This window comes from Ignavibacteria bacterium (genome assembly GCA_036262055.1).
In the GTDB taxonomy this organism is placed as follows: Bacteria; Bacteroidota; Ignavibacteria; order Tepidaquicellales; family Tepidaquicellaceae; genus DATAJP01.
On the sequence record DATAJP010000002.1, the window covers coordinates 1015079 to 1039701 of the forward strand.

Consider the following 24623-nt stretch of genomic DNA (forward strand, 5'->3'; position numbering starts at 1 on the left):
AGTATGATTCGGTTCAAAACCATATGGTCACTTCTTGTTGAGACATATAATCAGCTTTTAGATGATAAAGGTTTCAAGATGGCTGCGGCATTGTCTTATTATGCTGCATTTTCTTTGGGACCATTACTAATAATTGTAATTGCGGTAGCAGGATTTTTCTTTAGCGAAGAAGCCGCAACAGGTCAGATTATAAGACAGATGGACGACCTTATGGGAAGAGACGGCGCGGAGCTTGTTCAGACGATTATCAAAGGAGCTTCAAATACTTCAACCGGAATTTTTGCTACAATCATAAGTGTAATTTTATTAATATTAGGTTCAGTGGGAGTATTCATTGAACTTCATGAATCTTTGAATATTATTTGGGGAGTAGAGCTTAAACCGGGCAGGGGAATATGGGGCTTCATTAAAAACCGTCTCGTATCATTTTCAATGGTAGTGGCTTCAGGATTTGTTTTGCTTATATCATTAATAATAAACTCAGCCATTACACTGCTAAGTGAATATTTTTCAAACATGTTTGGCTTGGCATTACCGTTAGCACAGGTTTTAAATATGCTTTCTGCATTTGTAATAATTACAGTTGTATTTGCTTTAATGTTCAAATATTTGCCTGATGTGGTTATAGAATGGAAATATGTCTGGATTGGCGCAGGAATTACATCCCTTTTGTTTTCAATAGGAAAATATTTAATCGGATTATATTTAGGTAACACATCATTCAGCTCCACTTATGGAGCTTCAGCATCTCTTGCAGTGTTGTTCATCTGGATATATTATTCGGGTATAATTTTATTTTTGGGGGCAGAGTTTACACAGGTTTACAGAAGCCGTTACGGAAAGTGTCCTTTGAAAGAAGGTGTTGATGGCGTAATTATCCCGAAGGTATCTGAATTGATTAAAAAATCTGTAGAAAAAGAAGAAGCAAAAACACACAAGTATTAAACCCTGTCAACCAATTCATCCTCACCCGAATGTCTCGCGCAGCTTGCACAGCAATAAATTGAATTATTTGCCTGAACTCCATGCCCGATGATACGGCAGTCACAATGAGCGCATCTTGGTGCAAGTTCATCTATTGCACATTCAAAGCTGTCATATGTATAAGTATCACCGTTAATAGTAATGTCAAATGACTTATCATATTCATTACCGCATTTATGACATTTTCCCATTTTATTTGTGATTATAGTTAGATTGGAAAGAATAAAAAAAATGGCGAGACTGTATGAACTGAATTTATTAAAATTCAAGTTGATACCATTCGGAACAGAGTTCTTACGGTATTAACATTATTCATACTTGGAATATATACTTGCTCAGTTAGTATATATTCCTCGTCTCGCCAATCATCCTCATTTACCCTTTGATTTATATAATTACAATTGATGTGCCAATTCAAAATATGCGATTATAGCTTAATTTCGATGCGTTTCTATCGTAGAATACGACAATCCTGACAAATGCTGTCAGAAATAGTGTCAATTTTCTGACAATTTACGCTGTTTTTTCTTTGATGTGTGTTCATCAGAAAACATTATCTTCATTGCTAATGTAATACTGCCCGCGATTGCGATTAAAAAGAAAATCATGGCAACACCGGGGTAACCAAATAATGTAAAATCAGTTTCAACATTCATTAAGTTTGAAGCTCCAATTATGAGAGCAGCTAAAATCAATCCTATCGCAATGCGATTTGCAATTTTCTGCAAACCATTCATCAGATAAACTTCATCAATTGATTTAACTTTAAGCTCGAGTTCATTATTTGAAACTTTATCTAATATATTATTAACCCTTGAAGGCAGTTTTTCAATAAATTCCTTTGAGTCGAGAAGAACGTCATAAGACTTCTTTGAAGTTGCCGATTTAAATAATTTTTTACGCATTAAATCATCGGCGTTGCGGCGAATGGAAGAGTTCGGATTAAAATCGGGGTCTAAGATTTTTCCGACCTTATCAAGATTCAATAAAGTTTTTCCAAGCATTGCAAATTCATTGGGAAGCACCATTCCGTTCTCACCGCAAACTTTGGTAACTTCCAGAATTATTCTTCCCATTTCAAGATTTTCTAAACTAGTGGATTTTTGCTGTGCTACAAGCTCACTAATTTTACTTTTAAATTCCTGCTTATTCACATCTTCATCAGGGTTCCCAACTTTCATTGCATAATCTGCAACTTCATCACCTCTTCCGTCACCGATTGCAAGAAGAATATGCAGAAGATTATTCTGCATTTCATTTGACACATATCCTACCATTCCTAAATCGAGCAAAGCAATTTTATTATCGTCTGTTATAAATACATTGCCGGGATGCGGGTCTGAATGATAAAAACCGTCAATCATTATTTGTTTCATATATGCCTGAAATACGGTTTCAGCAAGCGCTTTCCCGTTAAGTTCGAGTTTTCTTAAAGGACTAACTGAAGTAATTTTCTTACCTCTTATGATATCCATTGTTAAGACTTTCGAAGAAGAATAATCTTCAACAGACAGTGGAACGACAATGTTTTTAAATTCTTTTAAATTGTTTGCTAAAACTTTAAGATTTTGAATTTCATTTCTGTAATCAAGCTCTCTTAAAACGGTTTTTTTAAATTCTTCAATTGTTCCTGCCAGCATAAATCTTTTTCCAAAATCAGTATGCTCGTTTAAAAAACCTGCAATTTCTTTAAATGCATCTATGTCTGCTGCGATTTCTTCCCGTATGTCAGGACGCTGAACCTTAACAACAACCGGCTTGCCGTTTTTTAAAACAGCTCTATGAACCTGTCCGATTGAAGCCGAGCCAAGCGGTTCTTCATCAAATTCCAGAAATGCTTTTGAGAATCGCATTCCGATTTCATCTTCAACAATTTCTTTTATTATTTTAAAATCAAACGGCTTTACCTTATCCTGTAAGCGCTGTAGAACTTCAACATACTGAGCAGGGAGCATATCAGAACGGGTCGAAAAAAACTGTCCGAGCTTAACATAAGCAGGCCCTAATTCTTCAAGGTCATTAGGTAACCGGTCAATTTCTTCAGTTACTTCCTGCTTTTTATCTTCATTAAGAACGACTTCTTCGAGACCGGCTGAGGAAATCAAGTCTGCCCTGCCATATTTTATAAGAAGCTTTGCTATGTTTTTGTATCGTTTTAAATACTGTGGTTTGAGTGATAGTCCCATATAAAATTCTATTTATAAAAAAACCCTCAAGTTTTTTAAAAAGCAAAAAATCCTGAAGGTTATTTTTTTACCTAACTAAAAATTAAAATCCGAATAGATATGATACGTTAACCTGAATTACTGAAATACTTCTGCTTGTGCTTATCGGATGAACTGATGTAGGGCTGCCTGCAAGCGGGTCAGGGTCATCATTTAATGAAAGATATGAATCAAGCCGCCTTGTTGCCGTAGGGTTTACATCTTCAAACTTTTTCCCGAACAGATTGATAAGATTATACCTTATTCCAATGTCGAGAACCCCTGTTCCGAGACCATATTCAAATCCTCCACCTAAGCCCAGTCCTATACGGGTTGCACTTTGCATATCATATGTGCCGTCAGGAATAAAATCTGCGTCCGTAAAAGTCGTCCTTCCGCTTATCGACGAAATCAGTAAATCGGCACCCAGATACGGTTTTATGGAAGTAGGAATTGAAGTCAGCTCGAATTCAGGTCCGATAGAAAAACTTAGTAAATCGCTTTTCACATCAATGAAACCTTCACCCGGTTCTGCTTGTCCGGTATTGCTCAAAGGTGCATATGTTGCTGAAACACGAAGATTAAAAGGTCCCATACCTGCTTTAAACAACGCTCCGAAATTTACTCCCGAGTTCATTCCATATCTTGTGCCTGCATAATATTCCATAGTGGTACCGGAATAATCTCCCGTCGGAGCAGTAAGTCCAATTATAGGACCAAGACGAAACTTTTGTGAGTATGCTGTATTACTGATAAAGAACACTGATAGAATTAACAATAAGATTTTGATTCTATTATTATTCATTTTTTACTTCTCTCCTTTTTTCTCACCATTCATTTATAAAATTAATTAAAATTGCAAATTATGTTTTACCGTTTCTTGTGTTTTTTACATTATAATTACTTTCGTCATCATAATAGCTTCGCTTCTTATCATTACTTTTTTTACTGTCGTTTTTACGTTCCTGCTTGCGTTCTTGTTTGCCGTTAGAATTATCGTTGCCGCGTGATTTTTTATTTTCTTTTACACCATTACTTTTTCTATTCTGTTTTCCGTCATTACCTTTATTAATATCCCGCTGTTTTTTATTATTTTCTTTCTTTATCTCATCGCGTTTTTTATTATTATTTTTATTGTCTATTCTGTTTTTATCGTTGCCTTTTGAATTATCATTCTTTTTCTCAAATGCATTTTTGTTTATTTTTTCATTTCTACCGGCATTGTCATTCTTGTTTTTATCAAAATTCTTATCTGACTTATTATTCTTTGATGCGCTCTCTATTCTTTTTTGGTTCTCATTCCTTAGCGAAGTTTCATCATACTTCGTATATTTTTTCGGTGGAAAATGATTATAAGTCAGATTTCCCTTTGCTTTCACTCTCCTGAATTGTGGTGTAAATACACTTAATTCAGTTCCCGTAAATTGAATATCTCTTATGTTATCAACTTTATGAACCTTTACAACACCGATACTGCTTCCGTGATATCTTTCGATGTCAAGCACAGCCGGTCCCTGGTTAACAATGACATTATTTACGATTACCACGCCTTTTGGTCTTCTCATTGATTTTAAAAGCTTCTTATATTCTTTGTCAGTATAGATATAATTATAAACGACCGGTTCAACAAAATATCTTTTTTCAACTATCACATATGTATCTTCATAAACAGGAATAACAGGAATCTCATTGGCAACTATGTAAACACTCGGAGGGATCGGAGACCAGGCAATGTTAACGTCGTCTTCTCTCCACTCAACCCATGCAGGTGACCAGACTCTTCCGGGCATCCATGCCCAACCGATTGCAGGAGAATAAACCCATCTTCCGTAATGGTGCACAATTTCTTCATGTGCAGTTGGAGCTTTGAAATACCAACCATAATTAGAATAAACCCATTGCCCGTTTGTATAAGGCGTATAATAAACCGGAGCGGCTGCAGCATCGCCTGCGGTTATTCCGACTGCTAAGTTCGGTGAGGGTTGCCATACAAAAAATGACCCGAACTCAAAATCTGCAGCATAAGCGTCATTTATTCCGAAAAACTGTGAAAGTGATATTCTCCTGTGGTTTGAATTTTTATTAGCACCGGAACCTGCTTCTTTCTTCAAGTCCAAACCTAATTCTTTTCCGGTTACCTCAATCCATTCACCATGAGGTGCAAGCTCGTCATAAAAAACTTTGTAATCTACTGTTAAAAGATCTTCGTCTTTTTCAGAAATGTCATCGGCAGGAATCTCTGCAACTTCGAGATTTTGATTATCTGCCGTATTAATTTTTTCACTGTTCTCCTTTGAACAGGAACTCAATAAAAAAATCAATGTTATGAAAAATATACAATTTAATATTTTTTTTAGGTTAATCATATTTTTTCTCCTATTCTAAATAATGCAGTTTAATTATACCACATCAAAGTATATTAGGACAAATAACAGACCAAAGGAAAAATTGAAATTTGGATTAGAATGAGAAGAAATGAATCAGGAAATTTAAGATTTTATGACAATAATGTCATAGTTATGGCGGTATTCACCTGAGCTTAAGATGTTTAAATTTTCAGTGTTAAAAAGTGAATTTTACTTTCAACGTAAAGCTTAATTAAAAAACCTCATAAGTTATTTAAAACTCATGAGGTTTAAATTTATGTTTTTTGAAGCCGGAAATTTAATCTAAACTGAAGTAAAAAAAAATTCTTAATTAGAAGTAACATTTACAGTTCCCGAAGCTATCATATTTCCGTTTGGGTCTATCGCCTTGATAGTCCATGCTGCTGCTTTATAAAAAACCAAATCCACCCAATAGCAATTCGTTTTCGCCGGCAGGTCAATTGTTGAAGAAAAATCATACTGACCGTCTTTGAAAACTTGAAACGTAACAGAGGAAGTGTCGGGCAAATCCGAAGTTAAATTAACAATGGCATAAATTTTTGTGCCTGCTTTTCCGAGCGCAAAAGAAGTTCCTGTTCCTTGAGGTGCGCAGTCAGAACCTACTCCCGTGCTGAAAACCATTGTCTGAGCATTGATATTACTTGATAAAAATAATAACGCAAAAAAAGAGATGATGAAAAGTAATTTAATTTTCATTTTAAGGTTGTGAATTTTAATTTTGATTGTAATTTTGGTGCGTCCTGGGGGGCTCGAACCCCCGACCTAATGATTAAGAGTCATTTGCTCTACCAGCTGAGCTAAGGACGCATAGTAAAATATTGAAATTTTTAATGTTTTTCAATGTTTTAAAATCGCATCCTTCCTACTTTTACCCGAAATTACCTGCTTTTTTCAAAAATCGCTGACAAAATCGCTGACACTTTTGAATATTAATTTTATAAAAAAATACAATAATATTAAAACGTTTTTTTTTGCAAATAATATAAAATTAAAAAAAATAAATTAATTTAAACCATTCATTGGTTAAATAAATTTTAAAATCGCAGTAATATATAGAATTGTTTAGCTTTAATTATTTCACTATTTTCGTAAATCGTGATTAAATTTTCAATCAATATTTTTATTCTTTTCGCGCTTTTGTTTTTGCAAGTGCATGACATCGTGCCTCACAACCATAAGCACGATACTCATGTTTACGATGAATTTGTTTTAAAAGACGCAAAACTTATTTTTGAACCTGCACATCATTCACATCATCATTTTCAACACAAACATGATTTTCTTTATCTCATAGCGAAGAAGAATGATATTAAATCTATCCAAAGCGTTAATAAAGAATTTAGCGTTACGGATGTATTTAAAAATGATAATTTTAAACAATCACATTCTCAAACGGTAGAAAACTTAGTACCGATTATACAATTGCATGAATTTACTACTATACGTCTTTTACGTGCTCCCCCTGTTTTCATTTCGTAATATCACCTAATAGTTTTTCAATTTAAAATTCTAAATTAAAAAATACTTCTTATATGAAGAAGCTTATAATATTATATACGATTATATCTATATTTATTTTTTCAAGTTGTAATAAAAACAAAAGCGAGAATGAAGAGCAAAAACTCGAACCTGTTGCTTATACATTATACGCAAAAAAAAGCGAACTTTTTGTAGAGTTTAAGCCCTTAGTAGTTGGCGAGACTTCACGCTTTGCGGCTCACGTAACAATTATAGGTGAACTATTTACACCTATGACTGAAGGAAAAGTTAAGGTAAGCGTTACGGATAACGGCTCGTCGGTTGCCAATGCTCCAAGTCCGCCCGGTATATTCCGTCCTGAAATAACACCCACAACCGCAGGCACTAATTTCAAAATTACTTTTGAAATAGAGGCACGGGATTTTACCGATATTATTACCATAGACAACATCACCGTTTATCCCGACTTTCAAACTGCGCTTGCCGACCAGCCTGAAGAAGCGGAAGGAAACGACATAACTTATTTAAAAGAACAGGCATGGAAAGTCGAGTTTGCAAATAAAGAAATTAAGAAGCAAACTTTTTATTACACAATAAAAACGACGGGGCAGATATTAACGCCGCCAAGTGAGGAAGCGATCATTTCGGCAAAATCAGGAGGCATTGTCAATTACAATGGCAACTATATTACGGGAATGAATGTCGTAAAAGGTGAAAATCTTTTTACTGTTTCAGGAAGTAATCTGAATGAAGAAAACATTAATACTAAAATCATTGAAGCTAAATCTAATTATGAGCGGGCGAAGGCAGATTATGAACGGGCATTAGAATTGAATAAAGATAAAATTGTATCAGATAGAGAATTTTTAGCAATTAAAAATACTTATGAGATAGCAAGCGAAGTGTATAATTCGCTTACTTATAATTACAGTAGCGCGGGTGTACGAGTTTTTACTCCAATTAGCGGTTATTTACGGACACTCAATGTCAGACAAGGTGAATATGTTCAACCCGGTCAGACACTTGCAACAATTACTCAAAACTTGAAGCTTATTTTAAAAGCCGATCTGTCTCAAAAGTATATTGACGTTATAAATGAAATACGCTCGGCTAATTTCAAAACACCGGATGGAAGAACATATGACACGGAATCGTTAAACGGCAAATCAATTGTATATGGCAAAAACACAGGACAGGATAATTTGCTTCTTCCGATAAATTTTGAAATTGATTACAGGCAAGACTTAATTCCCGGAACATTTGTCGAAGTTTTCTTAAAAACAAACAGACTGCCCGATGTTTTAGTTATTCCTGTTTCCTCACTTATAGAAGAACAAGGGATATTTTATGTCTTTGTACAGACAGGGGGCGAGAGCTTTCAAAAAAGGGAAGTAACACTCGGAGAGTCGGACGGACTTAATGTACAAGTATTGTCAGGAATAGAAGAAGGTGAGCGAGTAGTTACGAAAGGTGCATATCAGATCAAGCTTGCATCTATGTCGGGAAGCTTGCCGGCGCACGGACACGAACATTAATTAACATCATTACCTAACATCAATTTAAACTATGATATAAATGTTAAATAAAATTGTAAGTTTTTCTTTAAAAAATAGATTACTAATCGTCATCATTTCTTCACTGCTTTTGGTTTTCGGAACGTATGTAGCTGTTAATATGGAAGTGGATGTATTTCCTGATTTAACTGCTCCGACAGTTGTCGTATTAACCGAAGCACACGGCATGGCTCCCGAAGAGGTTGAGCAATTAGTAACTTTCAAAATCGAAACAGCCGTCAATGGAGCAACCGACGTGCGAAGAGTTCGTTCCTCATCTTCGGCTGGGTTTTCAGTTGTATGGGTAGAGTTTAATTGGGGAACGGATATATATAAAGCCCGTCAGGTTGTTACGGAAAAAATGTCAGCAATAATTGAGCAGTTACCGGAAGGAGTTGGAAATCCTACCCTTGCTCCGCAGTCTTCTATCATGGGTGAGATAATGTATATAAGTATATCCACAAGCAAGCCCGATTTAATGGAGCTTCGCTCAATTGCTGATTGGAATATAAGACCTGTATTACTTGCCATTGGAGGAGTATCCCAAGTAACTGTTATTGGTGGTGAATATAAACAATATCAGATACAGGCATCTCCTCAAAAAATGAGTTATTATAATGTTTCATTAAATGAACTTATTGAAACAAGCAAAAACATAAATCAAAATGCTTCGGGCGGTTTTTTAAATGAATATTATCAAGAATATATAATAAGAGGTATAGGAAGAACTAATGAATTAAATGAAATGGGGAATTCAGTTATTAAAGTTGTAAATGGTTTTCCCGTTAAAATTAACGATGTTGCTGAAATCAAAATAAAATCTTCAGTAAAAATTGGGGATGCTTCAGTGAAAGGTGAACCCGCAGTCATTTTGGCGATACAGAAGCAGCCGGCAACAAATACTCTTGAGCTTACTAAAAAAATTGATGAATCATTAAGTGATTTATCAAAAAACCTCCCTCCGGATATTCAGATTAATACTCACATATTCAGACAGGCAGATTTTATCGAAGCTTCCATAAATAATATTACAAAAACGTTAATAGAAGGTTCGATTTTTGTAATCATTGTATTAGCTGTTTTTTTGATGAACGTAAGAGCTACCGTTATCTCTTTGGTTGCAATCCCGATTTCGCTTGTCGTTGCAATATTAACGATGAAATGGCTTGGCTTTACCATAAACACAATGAGTTTGGGCGGTATGGCTATTGCTATCGGCGCGCTTGTAGATGATGCGATTATTGATGTTGAAAATGTATTCAAGCGATTAAGAGAAAATTCGTTAAAACCAAAAGAAGAACAAAACGGAAAAATGGAAGTAATTTATAATGCCTCTATTGAAATACGTCCGTCAGTAATTAATGCAACGTTCATTATCATTGCCGCATTTATTCCGTTATTTTTCTTATCTGGAATGGAAGGCAGATTGTTAGTTCCGCTTGGCATTGCGTTCATCGTATCGTTGTTTGCATCGCTAATAGTAGCAATTACCTTAACACCTGTATTATGCAGTTATCTATTAACGAATGATCGTGTACTTGAAAAACAGGCACACGGAGAAAACAGGTTCGTGCGATTTTTAAGCAGACATTATAAATCATTACTTGAAAAATCACTCAACGCCAAAAAATTCGTAATAGCATCAGCGTTAGTTTTGTTAGGTATTTCTGTAGTCATAATGTTCAGTCTCGGAAGAAGCTTCTTGCCTGAATTTAACGAGGGTTCATTGGTAATTAGCGCGGTAACGCTTCCCGGCACATCACTCGAAGAAAGCAATAAAATGGGAACGGTACTTGAAAAGATTCTTTTGACTATACCGGAAGTTAAAAGCACCGCTCGACGAACGGGCAGAGCTGAACTCGATGAACACGCTCAGGGCGTTAATGCTTCTGAAATCGAAGTTCCATTCACATTAACCGACCGTTCACGTGAAGAATTTATGGAAGAAGTCAGGCAAAAACTTGCAGGCATAACAGGTGTTAATATAACCATCGGACAGCCGATAGGACATAGAATTGACCATATGCTTTCAGGAACACGGGCAAATATTGCAATAAAGCTGTATGGAAGCGATTTAACAAAGTTATATACACTCGGTAATCAGATTAAAGGTCAAATTCAAAACATAGAAGGACTTGTTGATGTGAGTGTCGAGCAACAAGTTGATATTCCTCAAATTCAGATTAAGCCAAAGAGAGAACTTCTTTCACAATATGGTATTCCGATGAAAGACTTTACAGAGTTCATTGACGCTGCTTTTGCAGGCGAAGAAGTAAGTCAAGTATTTGAAGGCAATAAGAGTTATGAATTGATATTGCGTCTCGATGATCCGGCAAGCAACAATATTCAGAATATAAGAAACACTTTGATTGATACATACACCGGCCAAAAAGTACCGTTGTATTATGTTGCAGATGTCGTTTCTGCTTCGGGACCGAACACGATTAACCGTGAGAATGTTCAGAGAAAGATTGTTATTTCTGCAAATGTTTCAGACCGTGACCAAAGAAGCGTTATTGAAGAAATACAAAAAAATATCAATGCAGGCGTAAAGCTTCCCCAAGGGTATAGAATAGAATACGGAGGACAATTTGAAGCAGAAGCGGAAGCATCTCAACGGTTAATGATAATGTCAATATTTTCGATATTTCTTATACTTATTTTGCTGTATCAGGAATTTAAAGACTTAAAGACCTCCGCAATAATTCTTATCAATCTACCGCTTGCTTTAATCGGAGGTGTGTTTGCCGTGTATTTTACATCGGGGATAATAAGTATTCCTTCCATAATCGGTTTCATCACGTTGTTTGGTATTGCTACGAGAAACGGAATACTGCTTGTATCTCGATACAATACGCTTAAAGGCGAAGGAATGAATCTCTATAAAAGAATAGTACAAGGTTCACTAGACAGGTTAAATCCTATCCTAATGACTGCACTTGCGGCAGGACTTGCATTAATACCTCTAGCCATTGCAGGTGATGAACCCGGCAATGAAATCCAAAGCCCGATGGCAAAAGTAATTTTAGGAGGACTTTTGACTAGCACGTTTTTAAATTTAATTGTCGTTCCCGTTGTATATTATCTTACAAACAAAAAAACAGAATCAGTATGAAACATATATCGGTAATAATTTTTTGCGCAGTGTTTATATTATTTACTAATCAATATCTATCTGCGCAAAGTAACATAGACAATGTTTTGAGAGAAATTGCTTCCAATAGTAAAGAGATAAAAGCAAGCAGTGATTTAGTCAATGCAAGGAAAATGGAATTTAATACAGGACTCGCTCCGTATAATCCGGAAGTTTCATATGATTATTTGTTCGGCAGTCCCAAAGGTATAGGAAATCAAACGGAGTTTACCCTTAATTTTTCATTTGATTTTCCCACGATATATGGAAAGCGGAGCACCTTAGCAGATATACGAACAGCACAGGTTAATTATGACTTGCAATCTGTTAAACAGGATGTATTGTTAGAAGCAAAACTTACCTGCATTGAGTTAGTTTATCTTAATAGACGGAATATTGAATTACAGCGACGTCTTAATGACGCACAAAAGTTGTATGATTATTTTCAGACCAGACTTCAGACAGGCGAAGGAAATGTAATAGACGCTAACAAAGCCAAGCTTCAGGTGATTAATTATCAAAGTGATTATCAGTTAAATCAAATTGAGATTAATAAAGCGAACAATAAATTAACTGAATTAAACGGCGGGAAACCCATAACATTTACAGATACTCAATACCCGCCCGTAGAAGAAATTCCCGAGTTTGTAGAGCTTGAAGCAGAAATTGAAGCGAACGACCCGACTTTGAAAAGATTAAATCTGCAATATGAAATTTCAAAACAGGAAATTAGCATAAACAAAGACTTAAATCTTCCGAAGATTGAATTAGGTTATAGGTATCAGGGTTTGCTGAACCAAAACTTTAACGGAGTTCATGCGGGAATTTCAATACCGTTATGGGAAGGAAACAACAGGGTTAAAGCCAAAGAATTGCAATCAATCTATTCACTCGCATTAATTGAAGAACATAAAAACGAACATTACTTTGAAACAAAACGAATGTATGATGAATTTATTTCTTTGAGAAATACTTTGTCCGAAAGCATTGGAGCACTATCAACTATCAATAACGCCGAGTTGCTTCAAAAATCTTTTTCGCTCGGTGAGATTTCATCAATTGACTATCTAATGGAATTGACATACTACTATTCCATTAAAGACAAACTTGATTTGATTGAGAAGGAATATTATATAACCTTGAGTAAATTGCTTAAATATAACTTGTAAATCTTTTATACAATTTTGAGTATCTTGTTATAATTACAACTCGGTTGGATTATCAATTCCCGCTATTTATCACTTGCAAATTAATTTTATTTTATAATACATTACGGTGCCGATACTGTCAATTAATATTTACTGAAAAAAACTCCGCCGGTAATAAAATCTTAAATTAAAATTAAGGAGGGAATAACTCTATGTATGAATTATCAGAAATAGGCAAGTGGGAATAGTATTATCAGATCCATCTGATACGGATAGCGATGCTTTAGATAGCCAACAAGAAGCAGTTCATATGTGTTTATTACCCACATCTTCAGAAGGGCAAATGAAGATTTTATACTTTGCTGCATTTACACCCGAAGAAGAAAACGAAGAGGAAGTTATAAAAACAAGAATTTTAACTATTACTACTTCTGATCCACCATTAGGAATTACAGATCAAACAATTCCTAACTGGCCGGGAGATAGTGAACCTCTACCAAGACTATTTTGTTGCGGTCATACATATTTACAAGATGGTAAATTATTATGCGCAGGAGGACATAGGGAAACTCCTTCTCCTCATGTCCATTTTGGTTTAGGTTTAAAATTTGCTTATGTTTTTGACCCTGATAATGAAACTTGGGATTATTTACGAAACCAAGATAGTCAACCTCAAAAAATGGATGACGGGAGATGGTATCCAACTGTTACAAATTTAGGAACTGTTTCTGAAGAAAGACCATATATAGCTTTAGTTATAGCAGGATATAGATATGAGCTTGATGGTGAAGACCCTGTATATAATGATAATATTGAAGCTTTTAATCCGGAAGCTGCAATACCTGAGGACTTTATTGAAGCCGAAGTAAATTATCCGGGTGCGCATTTAATTCCTTATAACAATGAGGAATTTGGAATTTTAAAAGGTGAAGTTTTTTATTCGTTTCCTCTAGCAAAAAAATGGAGATTTAATCCTTATGGAAATGAGAATAGTGATATATTCTGGACAGAAATGCCCGAATCTCAGCTTGCAAGATTTAGCGGCGCCTCGGTTCTTCTCCCGTTAAAACCGAACAATACGGATATGAAAGTTCTGATTTTAGGCGGCAAATATGATGTAGAAGAATTACCTGCGGACACGGTTGAAGTTTTCAATTTAGGAGCTACTACTCAAGAAGACTTTGAATGGAAAGAAATGGCAAATCTGAATATACCAAGAATGTTGGTAAATACAGTTATATTACCTGATGGAAAATTGTTTGTAATGGGCGGTTCTCAAGCAAACCCAAGACAGAATGGCATAACTTTACCTGAGATTTATGACCCCGAAGCTAACAGTGGATTAGGAGAATCAAAACTTCTACCTTGCGCGAGTACTTTTACGAGAATGTACCATTCAACAGGAATTTTATTATTGGATGGGAGTGTTCTTGTCTCAGGCGGGGAATTACAAGAAGATGACACGTTTGCAAACGGTAACCGTAATTTTGAAATTTATAAACCACCATATTTATTTGATGGAAGCAGGCCCAATGTTTGGGTAAATACAACTGATATGACTTATGGAACTTCATTTTATTGCCACTCGGATTTGCAAATAGCAGAGTTTATATTAATAAAACCGGGGGTTCCTACACATGGCTTTGACCCGGACCAAAGAGCAATTTATCTTGAGATTGTAGATTCATATCCAAATGACGGTATCACATATGTTATATCAGGACCTGCTGATGGTTTTGTTGCTCCTCCCGGAAAATATTTGTTGTTTGCTGTCAGACCGAAAAATGCAAGTACATCGGGTCAAAATAAAATTCCAAGTATGGGAATTTTTATAAATTTATTTGTTGGATAAATATATAAATTAATAATATTTTTTTTGAAAATAATAATATTAAATATTCTTAGTTTTGTTATTTTTGCAAATCATTCAGCTTTTGCTCAAAGTGTTTTATGGAATAGTTACTACAGAGGTCAAAATTCCAATGATGATTGGGGAAGTTGCATTGGGCTCGATGATTCAGGGTATACATATATAACTGGAATAACAGATTGGGGTCCCTCCGGCTGTGCTACAATAAAATATAAACCAAATGGTGATTCTGTTTGGACAAGGGTTCTTGGATCATCATCAGCACCTGTTGGTAGTGGTGTTTTGATAGTTGACTCATTAAAGAACGTATATATTGGTGGGAGTCTAACATTATTAAAATACAACACAAATGGCGTAATCCAATGGGAAAGGAGAGATAGTTTAGGCGGATGGCATATAAGCACAGATGCAATGATGTTTGATTCTTCAGGATACATTATGACAACAGGAGTTGTAGTTGCTTCAGGAGGATTTTATTGTGTGGTCTCTAAATTTGAACCTCAAAATGGAAATTTAATATGGAGAAGTTTGTATCCCATACTTAACGGAGATGTATATGCAATGTCAATAGACAAAAATCAGAATGTTGTTGTTTGCGGAAAAAGAGGAGAGTCTTTTGAGCCGACTTATTATGACTTTTTTGTTCTGAAATTCGACCATTCGGGAAATTTTGTTTGGTATAGAACTTATACCTCCACGGGGCAATTTACAACAGATTTAGCTTATGATGTAACCACAGATGATAGCTGCAATGTGTATGCTACCGGTGTAGGTGACCCCGGAGGACCATTTGAGATTGTTACGATAAAATATGATTCAAGCGGAACTCAAAAATGGATAAAAACTTACTCTAATTCTTTCGGCTCTATAGGTTCACACGTATTGCTGGATAAATTAGGAAATGTAATAGTTGCCGGGTATAACAATGGAAATGATATTGTGATTAAATATGCCAATGACGGCTCGGAAATGTGGACAAGATTAATGCCTGATGGGAATTACCATCCGGCATTTGCACTCGATACTTTAAATAATATTTATATCGCAAGCGCAAGAGCAAGGGGTTCCTGGGGAGATTTGCAGGTATATAAATATAACCCAAATGGAATTCTTCAATGGCATCTCATTTATCCGGGAGCCGGAAATACAGGACAACTTCCGCGTGATATGATTGTAGATAAAAACGGTTATGTTTATACAACGGGTTCGGGTTTTGGTTTGGGAGGAGGAACGGGGGTTAAAATGTCAACATTTAAAATATCGCAGGTTACAGGGATAAATATTCTTTCAGAAAACATTCCTAATAAATATTCATTATCTCAGAATTTTCCAAACCCGTTCAATCCTACAACTAGAATCAATTTTTCAATTCCGAATTCCGGATTTGTTTCTTTAAAAGTATATGATATGCTAGGCAGGGAAGTATCTGTTCTCGTAAATGAAAAGTTAACAGCAGGTGAATATTCCTATGATTTTGATGCTGGTATCTTACAAAGCGGAATATATTTTTATTGTTTTCAAGCAAATAAATTTTCAAAAACGAACAAAATGATTCTATTGAAATAATGTCTTATAAAGAATTACTCAAAAAACATGTGGATGCAAAAGAAGCGATATAATTGCTAATTATAATTGAAATGAGATTTCTTTAGATTATATGCGATTTTTAAATTGGAAATTGTTAACAATTGTAAATGAAACTTAATTCTAATGAATTACGTTAATAATTTTGATATTTTATTAAAATAGATTATCTTTGTATATGCTCAAGTTACTTGGTAAATATTTTATCCCATCACTTGCAATTCTATTGATATTATCTAATTTTAGTTATGCCACAAATTTGATGGCATGTTCAATGAATAATGATAATTCTTGTGAATGTAGTCACACTTATGATAATAAGACTAACGAATTAAATTACCATAAAACAACCTCCGGATGTTGTTCGGAAAAAACCTCAGAACTTTCAAATTCCAATACTCTTTCTATTTCTAAAACAGATTTGCCCAAGGAAATCCATTCTCTGGGAGTATTAATAGTAATTCCTATCCAAAGCTTTGTTTCTCAAAACATATCAATGCAAATAGATAAAGGTATAACTGGATTCCATAAACAGGATATACCTATCTTTATATCTTCCCTTCTTATTTAATATAACTTCAATTCAATTATTATTTTTTAGTTATAACCGAAAGGTTATTTTTTATTTTTTGAATTAAGTTATAAAGAATGTCTAAAATAACATTTAAAATATTAATAATATTATTTTTATTATTAGCTAAACAAGTATATACTCAAAATACTTTTGATGAATATTTATCAAAAGATTCAATTTACAGGTTTACTTCTTCGCTAAAAGTATTGGATTCTCTTCTTTTATTGCAAAAAAAAGATTTTGATATTGATACCAGTTTTTATAATACCTTTGCAAATGCGGAATCAATAAACTTGAATCAATTATTATTTTTCACGATCAGTAATAATCCTGATTTGAAATCATTTGAGACAAGGGTTGAAGCTTTTAAATATCAGGCGGAAGAAAAATCATATTTACCTGACCCAATGTTTGAATTTGAGCTTGATGATATTATGTCGGACTTTAAAAGAGTTGGGATGATTAATTTTTTTGTTTCCCAAATGTTCCCTTTTCCGGGCAAGCTTGCTTTGGAAAAACAATCCGTTCTTAATAATATGAGCATGCTTGAATCTGAGATACTGGTTATGTCAATTGAAAAGATTAACATGATAAAAATGAGTTATTACGATTTATATTTAATAAATAAAAAAATTCAAATTAATCAGGATAACCAATTGTTGGTAAAAACATTTTCCGCCGCAACTGAAATTCAATATTCAGTCGGGAAAGGGATGCAACAAGAGATTTTTAAATCTCAGATTGAAATGTCCAAGCTTAAGAATGAAGAATTTCTTTTGAAGCAGCAAAGAAAGAATATTTTTTCACAATTAACTGCGTTGACAAAAATTATTATTGATGAAAACACAAGGATAGATTTCAGTGATATAAACTTTGATTATCTTTTAAATAAAAATAGTTTCAATATAACGGAGCGGGATCAGGTAGAACTTATTGATTTTGCTTTCGAACATAGGCCAGATTTGAAGATTCTGGAAAATAAAATTTTTATGAATAAAACAGAGCTTGAAATTGCAAAACTTAATAGGTACCCGGATTTCAATATTAAACTTGGATATAAACTGTTGCCTTCAGAAGAAAAAAATGCATTTGCTTTTATGATAGGCATAAATATTCCTTTCGCACCTTGGAGCTCGGGGAAATACAGCAACTCTGTCAGCAAAAATGAAATAATCATAAAATCTACTTCTGATGAATTCATTGCAAAGAAAAATGACATAAGAGCAGAGATTGTTAACATAATAAATAATATTCGCTCTTCAAAAGAAACTATGAATTATTATTATGCTATACTATTGCCTCAAACCGAGAATACTTTAAAGTCCACCCAATACTCTTATGAAAATAATGAAACCGATTTTCTGGATTTGCTGGATTCATATAAAATGTATCAGGAGGCAAGGATTATGTACTATGAATCAGTTAATATGTATTTAAAGATGATCGCAGAGCTTGAAAAAGCTACAGCAATTAATTTGAAAAATTGAAAGAAAAGAAAATGGAAACCAAGAAAAAATATATTAAGATCATAACAGTCGTTTCAATTGCAATAATATTAATTGTTGGCAGTTATTATATATATGTTAACACTATTGCAAAAAAAGATACTGAAAATGAGGTTAAAGAATTATATACATGCCCTATGCATCCTCAGATTATTCAGGACAGACCCGGACAGTGTCCGATTTGCGGAATGGATTTGGTTAAAAAAAATATTGAAAAAAATGATACCTCAGCTTCTGGAAATAATTCAGAAGACATGAATTCGATAAAGCTTTCACCTTCCCAACAAGTTCTCGCGAATGTTCAGACAGAAAGAGTACGTGTTATGCAGTTTCAGGGCGAAAAGACTTTCAATGGATATGTTAAAATAAATGAAACAAAATTTGCCCATATTTCAACTTCCGTTTCCGGCAAAATTGTAAAGATGTTTGTTAACTATGAGGGGCAACCGGTAAGAAAAGGACAACCTGTTCTGGAAATATATTCGCCTGAACTTGTTGCTACTAAAAAAGAATATCTTCTCGCATTAAATAATCTCAACCAAGTTAATAAAAGTGAAAATAGCTTTGCAATTGAACAGGCTGAAAGCTTGGTCCGTTCAGCCCGAGAACGGTTATCTCAATGGGAAATGACCTCAGCCCAAATTGAAGAACTTGAACGAACTGAGGATCCCACAATAAATACTATCCAATATTCAAAATATTCAGGAATTGTTACAAAAAAATATGTTCATGTCGGTCATTGGGCAACAGCCGGTGAAGATATTTATGACGTGGCAGACCTTTCAACTGTGTGGGTAATAGCAAATGTTTACGAATCAGATATGCAGTATATAAAAAACGGGCAGATTGCAGAAATATTATCATCTGCTTATCCGGATGAAATAATGGTTGCCAGAATAAATTTTATTAATCCCGTATTTAACCCTGATTCAAGAACAATGGAAGTAAGAATTGATGTAACAAATTCAAACTTGAGATTGAAACCCGACATGTATGTGAAAGTTCGGATAAATACATATATAACTCAAACAATTGGAGTTCCAAAAAATGCAGTCATTAGAACCGGCGAACATAATTTAGTTTACATTGAAAAAGAAAAAGGGATATATGAACCAAGACAAGTCCAGATTTCCTACGAACAAGATGGGTATTATGCAATAACATCGGGCTTAAAAGAAGATGAAATTATTGTAACGTCAGGCGGATTTTTAATTGATAGCGAAACACAAATACAAAAAGGTTTTACTTCGGGACACGAAAATCACGGAACAAATAAAAACAATGATGAACTGAAAATTAATCCTGATCAGGATATTATGAAGGATATTCAAAATAAAAACCAAGACTTAGAACACAAACATTAAATTAATTTTAAAAAATAAGGAACAAAAAAATGCTAAAACAAAATTTATTAAAGCTCTCATTATTTTCATTAATAATAATTTCTTCAATCGTCTATTTTACCGGTTGTGGAAAGCAAGAGACAAATAACGGCGAACAAAACCAGCTTTCTCAAAAAGAACAAACTCAATCAAAACCTGATTCGTATCAGCAGACACAGCAAAAAACAGAAAATTCGCATATTGGCAGTGAGAAACATGTGCATATTAAAGTTTCTACCATGCAATGTGGAACTTGCCAAAAAAATATTGAATCAGCTGTGAAAAAAGTTAACGGGGTTATCGAAGTAAAAGTAGATAAAGATGAAAAAGTTGCCCATGTTGAATTTGATGATTCAAAAACAGATTTGAACAAAATTGAGAATGCTATAACCTCGGCAGGATATGATGCTAACGATAAAAAAGCTGACCCAACTGCATATAAAAACCTTGATAACTGTTGCAAATTGCCTAAAGACCAATAAATTCATTTAAATTAAACACAGAGGAGGAAATTATATGACATTAATAAAGTTTTTTATGATGGCAGTAATTTTATATGTGTTGGTTGTATTTACTGGTTGTAAAAATGATAATGGAGTCATACCTACAGCTCTTGATATCAATTATGATGCTGTTTATGTGGTTAATGGTGAAGATGCTTCACTATCCATAATAGAAGTTGCTTCAAACACGGTTAAAGCCACAATTCAACTTGCTGGAACTTCAGCGAATGAAATAAAATGGCCTCACCATATATATTTAAATCCTGCTAAGACAAAATTAGCAATAGGTGTTCCGGGAATAGATTTAAGCGGAGGACACGGAGGGCATGGTTCCGATACCTCAAAAGGCAGAATTGTTATTTTAGATGCTCAAAACGGTTCTATATTATTAAATAAAATAACTCCTCATATAAATCATAATGCTATATTTTCACCTGATGGTTCCGAAATCTGGAGCGCTATGATGAGCGCTTCCGGAAAAGTTTTTATGTATAGCGCAACTACTTATTTATTAAAAGATTCTATAACCGTCGGCTCACAACCTTCAGAGGTTACTTTTTCTGCAGACGGATCTATTGCTTTTGTTGCTAACGGAGGTTCCGATGATGTTACTGCAATAAATGTCAGCACAAAAACTGTTATAACAACTTTAATTGTCGGCGCAAATCCTGTTGGGGCGTGGACCGGGACAAACAATAAAATGTATGTTGATAATGAAGAAGGAATGACCATAAGTGTAATTGACGTTGCTTCATTGCAGGTTGAAGAAACCGTTAATCTTGGATTTAAGCCGGGGTTTGCCGCATATAACCAACAAACGGATGAACTTTGGGTAACAGACGGTGACGGAGGAAGGGTTGTATATTTTCACCGAATGAATAACCAATGGGAAATGCCTAGTAGTATTGCTGTGGGAGCCGGGGCTCATGCAATAGCATTTACTAATGATGGCTCCAAAGCTTATATAACTAATCAAATGGCAAATACAGTTTCTGTTATTGATGTTCTGACACATACAAAAATCATGGACATTCCTGTAGGAAGAAAACCAAATGGTCTTTTAATAAGATATATAAATTAAAAAATGAATTAGCATAACTTCAAAAATTAAACAAAAAACTTATGGAAAAGCATCATATATGGATGTTAATCGGATGCGTTCTGCCGGTTCTCTTAGTTTTTCTAATGCCTGTTTTTAATATAAACGGGACTACAGCAACATTAATTTTTCTTATAATAATTTTTTTGTGTCATTTATTAATGATGAGACATCATACCGGGACTCATCAGAATAATCAAAATAATTCGGGAGAATAAAATGTATAAAATTAATATTAAAAAATTCGGCTTGGCATTTGGCACAACATCAGGATTATTATACTTAGGATGTGCAATATTACTCTCAATATTAGGCAAAGAACAAACGGTATTTTTCTTTAATACTTTATTACACGGCATTGATGTTTCAACTATTATAAAACCAACAATGTCTTTCGGAATTGCTGTTATAGGACTAATTGAATCATTCATTCTGGGTTGGTTTGTAGGAGTATGCATAGCTGCGATTTACAATTTTTCACTAAAAAATTAAAGTAATTTACGATGCAATATGCATGGTTAATATGGTCGCTGATTTTTCTGTTTGTATGGGTTATTATTTACACCCTTAACAGGCAATATAGAAAAGAAATGTTAACGGTTAGCTTATGGACGATGCTTTTTGGATTCACAGAGCCACTCTTTGTTCCGGAATACTGGAATCCGCCATCGCTTTTTAATCTTGCGGCAAATACCGGATTTGATATAGAAAGTTTTATATTTACATTTTCAGTAGGTGGTATAGGGTCAATTATATATAAGCTAATATTTAAATCCAGTAATGAGCCGTTTAATAACATTGAGAAACAAAAACATAAACTTCATCAATATGCCATAATATCACCTGCTATAATATTCCTCCTTTTTGCTGTATTCTCGGACCTCAATCATATTTATTGCGGAATAATTGCTATGTTTTTGGGTGCAGTTGCTGCTTTAATTTGCAGACCGGATTTAAAATTTAAAATAATTGTTGGAGGTCTGTTATTTTTAATCTATTACTTTATCTTTTTTGAAATACTCAATGTATTGTATCCGGGTTTTGTTCAACTAGTTTGGAATTTGAAAGCTCTATCAGGAATATTTTTAATTGGTATTCCCGTTGAAGAACTTGCTTGGGGTTTTACTTTTGGGATGTATTGGTCAAGTATATATGAGCATTTTTCGTGGAATAAATTAAAAAATAATAAATAAAGAAGGAATAATAAAAATTTTGAATACTAATCATAAAGAACATAAAAACCAAGAAATACATAATAGGCACGAAGGTCATTCAATTGATGATTTTAAAAAGCGGTTTTTTATTTGCCTGATTGCTACTATACCCGTGCTTTTGCTTTCTCATATGATTCAGCATTGGTTAGGTCTTGGCGAAAGTTTAAAGTTCACCGGAGATCTTTATGTGTTATTCCTGCTTTCATCATTTATTTATTTTTATGGCGGGGCTCCTTTTCTCAAAGGTTTTATCCATGAGATAAAAGGAAAACAACCGGGAATGATGACGTTAATAGCAATAGCCATAAGTGTCGCATATATCTATAGCGCATTAGTAATATTTGGATTTGATGGCAGTATTCTTTTTTGGGAATTAGCAACATTAATTGACATAATGCTTTTAGGACATTGGATTGAAATGAAATCCGTATTGGGAGCTTCTAAGGCACTTGAGGAATTGGCAAAGCTAATGCCCTCTGATGCGCATAAGATAAATCCAGATGGAAGCATTATTGATATTGCATTAAGCAAGCTTAAGATTGATGATAAAGTATTGATAAAACCCGGGGAGAAAATTCCTGCTGACGGAATAGTAATCAAAGGTATAACATCAGTAAATGAATCTATGCTTACGGGAGAATCCATGCCCGTTTCAAAGTCAGACGGCGCAAACGTAATCGGCGGTTCAATCAATGGTGAAGGCTCAATTACGATTGAAGTAAAAAAAACCGGGGAAGATTCTTTCCTTTCGCAGGTAATAGAGCTTGTAAAACAGGCACAAGAAAGCAAATCAAAAACTCAAGACCTGGCAAATAAAGCCGCTCTATGGCTTACCATTGTTGCCATTATTGGTGGAGCATTAACATTCTTTGTATGGGTTGCATTTTCGACTCAGAGCTTTGCATTTGCAATGGAGCGGACAGTAACGGTAATGGTTATTGCGTGCCCACATGCATTGGGATTGGCAGTCCCTCTTGTAGTGGCTATTTCAACTGCTATCGGCGCACAACATGGTTTATTAATTAGAGACAGAATAGCATTTGAAAAGTCAAGAAACATTCAGGCAATAGTTTTTGACAAAACCGGAACCTTAACGGAAGGCAAGTTTGGAATCACAAACATAATCTTATTGAGCAAAAACTTTAATGAAGAAGAATTAATAAAACTTGCGGGTTCAATTGAATCATACTCCGAACATCCGATAGCTAAAGGAATCGCTGATGCGTCAAAAGATAAGTATGCGGTTAATAATTTCAAAGCCATAGTTGGAAAGGGAGCAGAGGGTGTAGTTAATGGGGATTTAATTAAGATTGTGAGTCCGGGATTCCTGAAAGAAAACAATATTTCTTATGATAATGAAGAAATAACGAAACTTTTTGAGGAAGGAAAAACAGTCGTATTTGTTTTAAAAGAAAATATTATAATCGGGGCAATTGCTCTTGCTGATATAATAAGAAAAGAATCTAAGTTAGCAATTGAAGAACTTAAAAAAATGGGAATTAAATCAATTATGCTAACCGGAGATAATAAAAAAGTGGCTGAGTGGGTTGCAAGAGAAATTGGACTTGATGAATATTTTGCAGAAGTTTTACCGCAGGACAAAGTAAATAAAATTAAAGAGGTTCAAGAGAGAGGTTTAACCGTTGCAATGACCGGGGACGGTGTAAATGATGCACCTGCGCTTGCACAGGCAGATATAGGTATTGCAATTGGAGCCGGAACCGACGTGGCAATTGAAGCTGCGGATATCATTTTAATAAAAAGTAATCCTTTAGATGTTGTATCAATCATTAAACTATCCCATGCCACATATAATAAGATGGTTCAAAATTTATTATGGGCAACGGGATATAACATATTTGCGATTCCTTTAGCAGCCGGGGTATTATTTTCATTTGGAATTTTACTGAACCCTGCGGTCGGAGCTGTTTTGATGTCATTAAGTACAGTAATAGTTGCCATAAATGCAAAATTTTTAAAAATATAGTTGAAGAAAATTTAAAG

Annotated in this window: 21 protein-coding genes and 1 tRNA gene; 16 read left to right on the top strand and 6 right to left on the bottom strand. The window is 34.4% G+C overall.

Annotated elements, in window-relative coordinates; translation table 11 throughout:
- Positions 1-3: 3 nt before the first annotated feature.
- Positions 4-945, top strand: a complete 942-nt coding sequence (locus VHP32_06435; GenBank protein ID HEX2787527.1) for a YihY/virulence factor BrkB family protein — start codon at positions 4-6, stop codon at positions 943-945.
- Here VHP32_06435 and VHP32_06440 read toward each other — a convergent pair.
- The 6 genes from VHP32_06440 to VHP32_06465 all read right to left on the bottom strand — a co-directional run bounded on the left by VHP32_06440 (position 942) and on the right by VHP32_06465 (position 6382).
- Positions 942-1175 carry a hypothetical protein gene (locus tag VHP32_06440; GenBank protein HEX2787528.1) on the bottom strand — a complete coding sequence of 78 codons (234 nt, stop codon included), beginning with the start codon at positions 1173-1175 and terminating at the stop codon, positions 942-944. The two genes, VHP32_06435 and VHP32_06440, sit on opposite strands and share 4 nt — an antisense overlap.
- A gap of 306 nt (positions 1176-1481) precedes the next feature.
- Entirely contained in the window at positions 1482-3170 is a 1689-nt protein-coding gene (locus VHP32_06445; GenBank protein ID HEX2787529.1) for an AarF/UbiB family protein, read from the bottom strand.
- Between the two features lie 82 nt (positions 3171-3252).
- Complete coding sequence (locus VHP32_06450; GenBank protein HEX2787530.1) at positions 3253-3993, bottom strand: outer membrane beta-barrel protein; 741 nt, start codon at positions 3991-3993, stop codon at positions 3253-3255.
- A gap of 58 nt (positions 3994-4051) precedes the next feature.
- Positions 4052-5497 carry a DUF6600 domain-containing protein gene (locus VHP32_06455; GenBank protein HEX2787531.1) on the bottom strand — a complete coding sequence of 482 codons (1446 nt, stop codon included), beginning with the start codon at positions 5495-5497 and terminating at the stop codon, positions 4052-4054.
- A 384-nt stretch (positions 5498-5881) separates the two neighbouring features.
- Positions 5882-6271: a hypothetical protein gene (locus VHP32_06460; protein ID HEX2787532.1), complete on the bottom strand. Its 390-nt coding sequence runs from the start codon at positions 6269-6271 to the stop codon at positions 5882-5884.
- A 35-nt stretch (positions 6272-6306) separates the two neighbouring features.
- A tRNA-Lys gene (locus VHP32_06465) sits at positions 6307-6382 on the bottom strand.
- A 342-nt stretch (positions 6383-6724) separates the two neighbouring features.
- Here VHP32_06465 and VHP32_06470 point away from each other — a divergent pair.
- The 15 genes from VHP32_06470 to VHP32_06540 all read left to right on the top strand — a co-directional run bounded on the left by VHP32_06470 (position 6725) and on the right by VHP32_06540 (position 24606).
- Positions 6725-7054: a hypothetical protein gene (locus tag VHP32_06470; protein HEX2787533.1), complete on the top strand. Its 330-nt coding sequence runs from the start codon at positions 6725-6727 to the stop codon at positions 7052-7054.
- A gap of 53 nt (positions 7055-7107) precedes the next feature.
- A complete protein-coding gene (locus VHP32_06475) occupies positions 7108-8589 on the top strand; it encodes an efflux RND transporter periplasmic adaptor subunit (protein ID HEX2787534.1) in 1482 nt (493 codons plus the stop codon).
- Positions 8590-8629: 40 nt separating this feature from the next.
- A complete protein-coding gene (locus VHP32_06480) occupies positions 8630-11722 on the top strand; it encodes an efflux RND transporter permease subunit (protein HEX2787535.1) in 3093 nt (1030 codons plus the stop codon).
- Positions 11719-12909, top strand: a complete 1191-nt coding sequence (locus VHP32_06485; protein ID HEX2787536.1) for a TolC family protein — start codon at positions 11719-11721, stop codon at positions 12907-12909. The genes VHP32_06480 and VHP32_06485 overlap by 4 nt, the downstream gene beginning before the upstream one ends.
- A gap of 217 nt (positions 12910-13126) precedes the next feature.
- Positions 13127-14740 (top strand): galactose oxidase early set domain-containing protein, encoded by a 1614-nt coding sequence (locus VHP32_06490; GenBank protein ID HEX2787537.1) that lies wholly within the window; start codon positions 13127-13129, stop codon positions 14738-14740.
- 24 nt (positions 14741-14764) lie between these two features.
- A complete protein-coding gene (locus VHP32_06495) occupies positions 14765-16324 on the top strand; it encodes a T9SS type A sorting domain-containing protein (GenBank protein ID HEX2787538.1) in 1560 nt (519 codons plus the stop codon).
- Positions 16325-16520: 196 nt separating this feature from the next.
- Positions 16521-16913, top strand: a complete 393-nt coding sequence (locus VHP32_06500; GenBank protein ID HEX2787539.1) for a hypothetical protein — start codon at positions 16521-16523, stop codon at positions 16911-16913.
- Positions 16914-16990: 77 nt separating this feature from the next.
- On the top strand, positions 16991-18403 hold the full coding sequence (locus VHP32_06505; GenBank protein ID HEX2787540.1) for a TolC family protein: 1413 nt from the start codon (positions 16991-16993) through the stop codon (positions 18401-18403).
- A complete protein-coding gene (locus tag VHP32_06510) occupies positions 18400-19785 on the top strand; it encodes an efflux RND transporter periplasmic adaptor subunit (GenBank protein ID HEX2787541.1) in 1386 nt (461 codons plus the stop codon). The genes VHP32_06505 and VHP32_06510 overlap by 4 nt, the downstream gene beginning before the upstream one ends.
- 29 nt (positions 19786-19814) lie before the next feature.
- Positions 19815-20285 carry a cation transporter gene (locus VHP32_06515; protein ID HEX2787542.1) on the top strand — a complete coding sequence of 157 codons (471 nt, stop codon included), beginning with the start codon at positions 19815-19817 and terminating at the stop codon, positions 20283-20285.
- Positions 20286-20319: 34 nt separating this feature from the next.
- Complete coding sequence (locus tag VHP32_06520) at positions 20320-21387, top strand: YncE family protein (protein ID HEX2787543.1); 1068 nt, start codon at positions 20320-20322, stop codon at positions 21385-21387.
- A 41-nt stretch (positions 21388-21428) separates the two neighbouring features.
- The gene (locus VHP32_06525) at positions 21429-21623 is read left to right on the top strand and encodes a hypothetical protein (GenBank protein HEX2787544.1); all 195 of its coding nucleotides are present in this window, start codon (positions 21429-21431) and stop codon (positions 21621-21623) included.
- Between the two features lies 1 nt (position 21624).
- Entirely contained in the window at positions 21625-21897 is a 273-nt protein-coding gene (locus tag VHP32_06530) for a DUF5676 family membrane protein (protein HEX2787545.1), read from the top strand.
- Between the two features lie 11 nt (positions 21898-21908).
- Positions 21909-22598, top strand: coding sequence for a lycopene cyclase domain-containing protein (locus VHP32_06535; GenBank protein HEX2787546.1), 690 nt, complete (start codon positions 21909-21911; stop codon positions 22596-22598).
- Positions 22599-22653: 55 nt separating this feature from the next.
- Complete coding sequence (locus tag VHP32_06540) at positions 22654-24606, top strand: copper-translocating P-type ATPase (GenBank protein ID HEX2787547.1); 1953 nt, start codon at positions 22654-22656, stop codon at positions 24604-24606.
- The last annotated feature ends 17 nt before the right edge of the window (positions 24607-24623 follow it).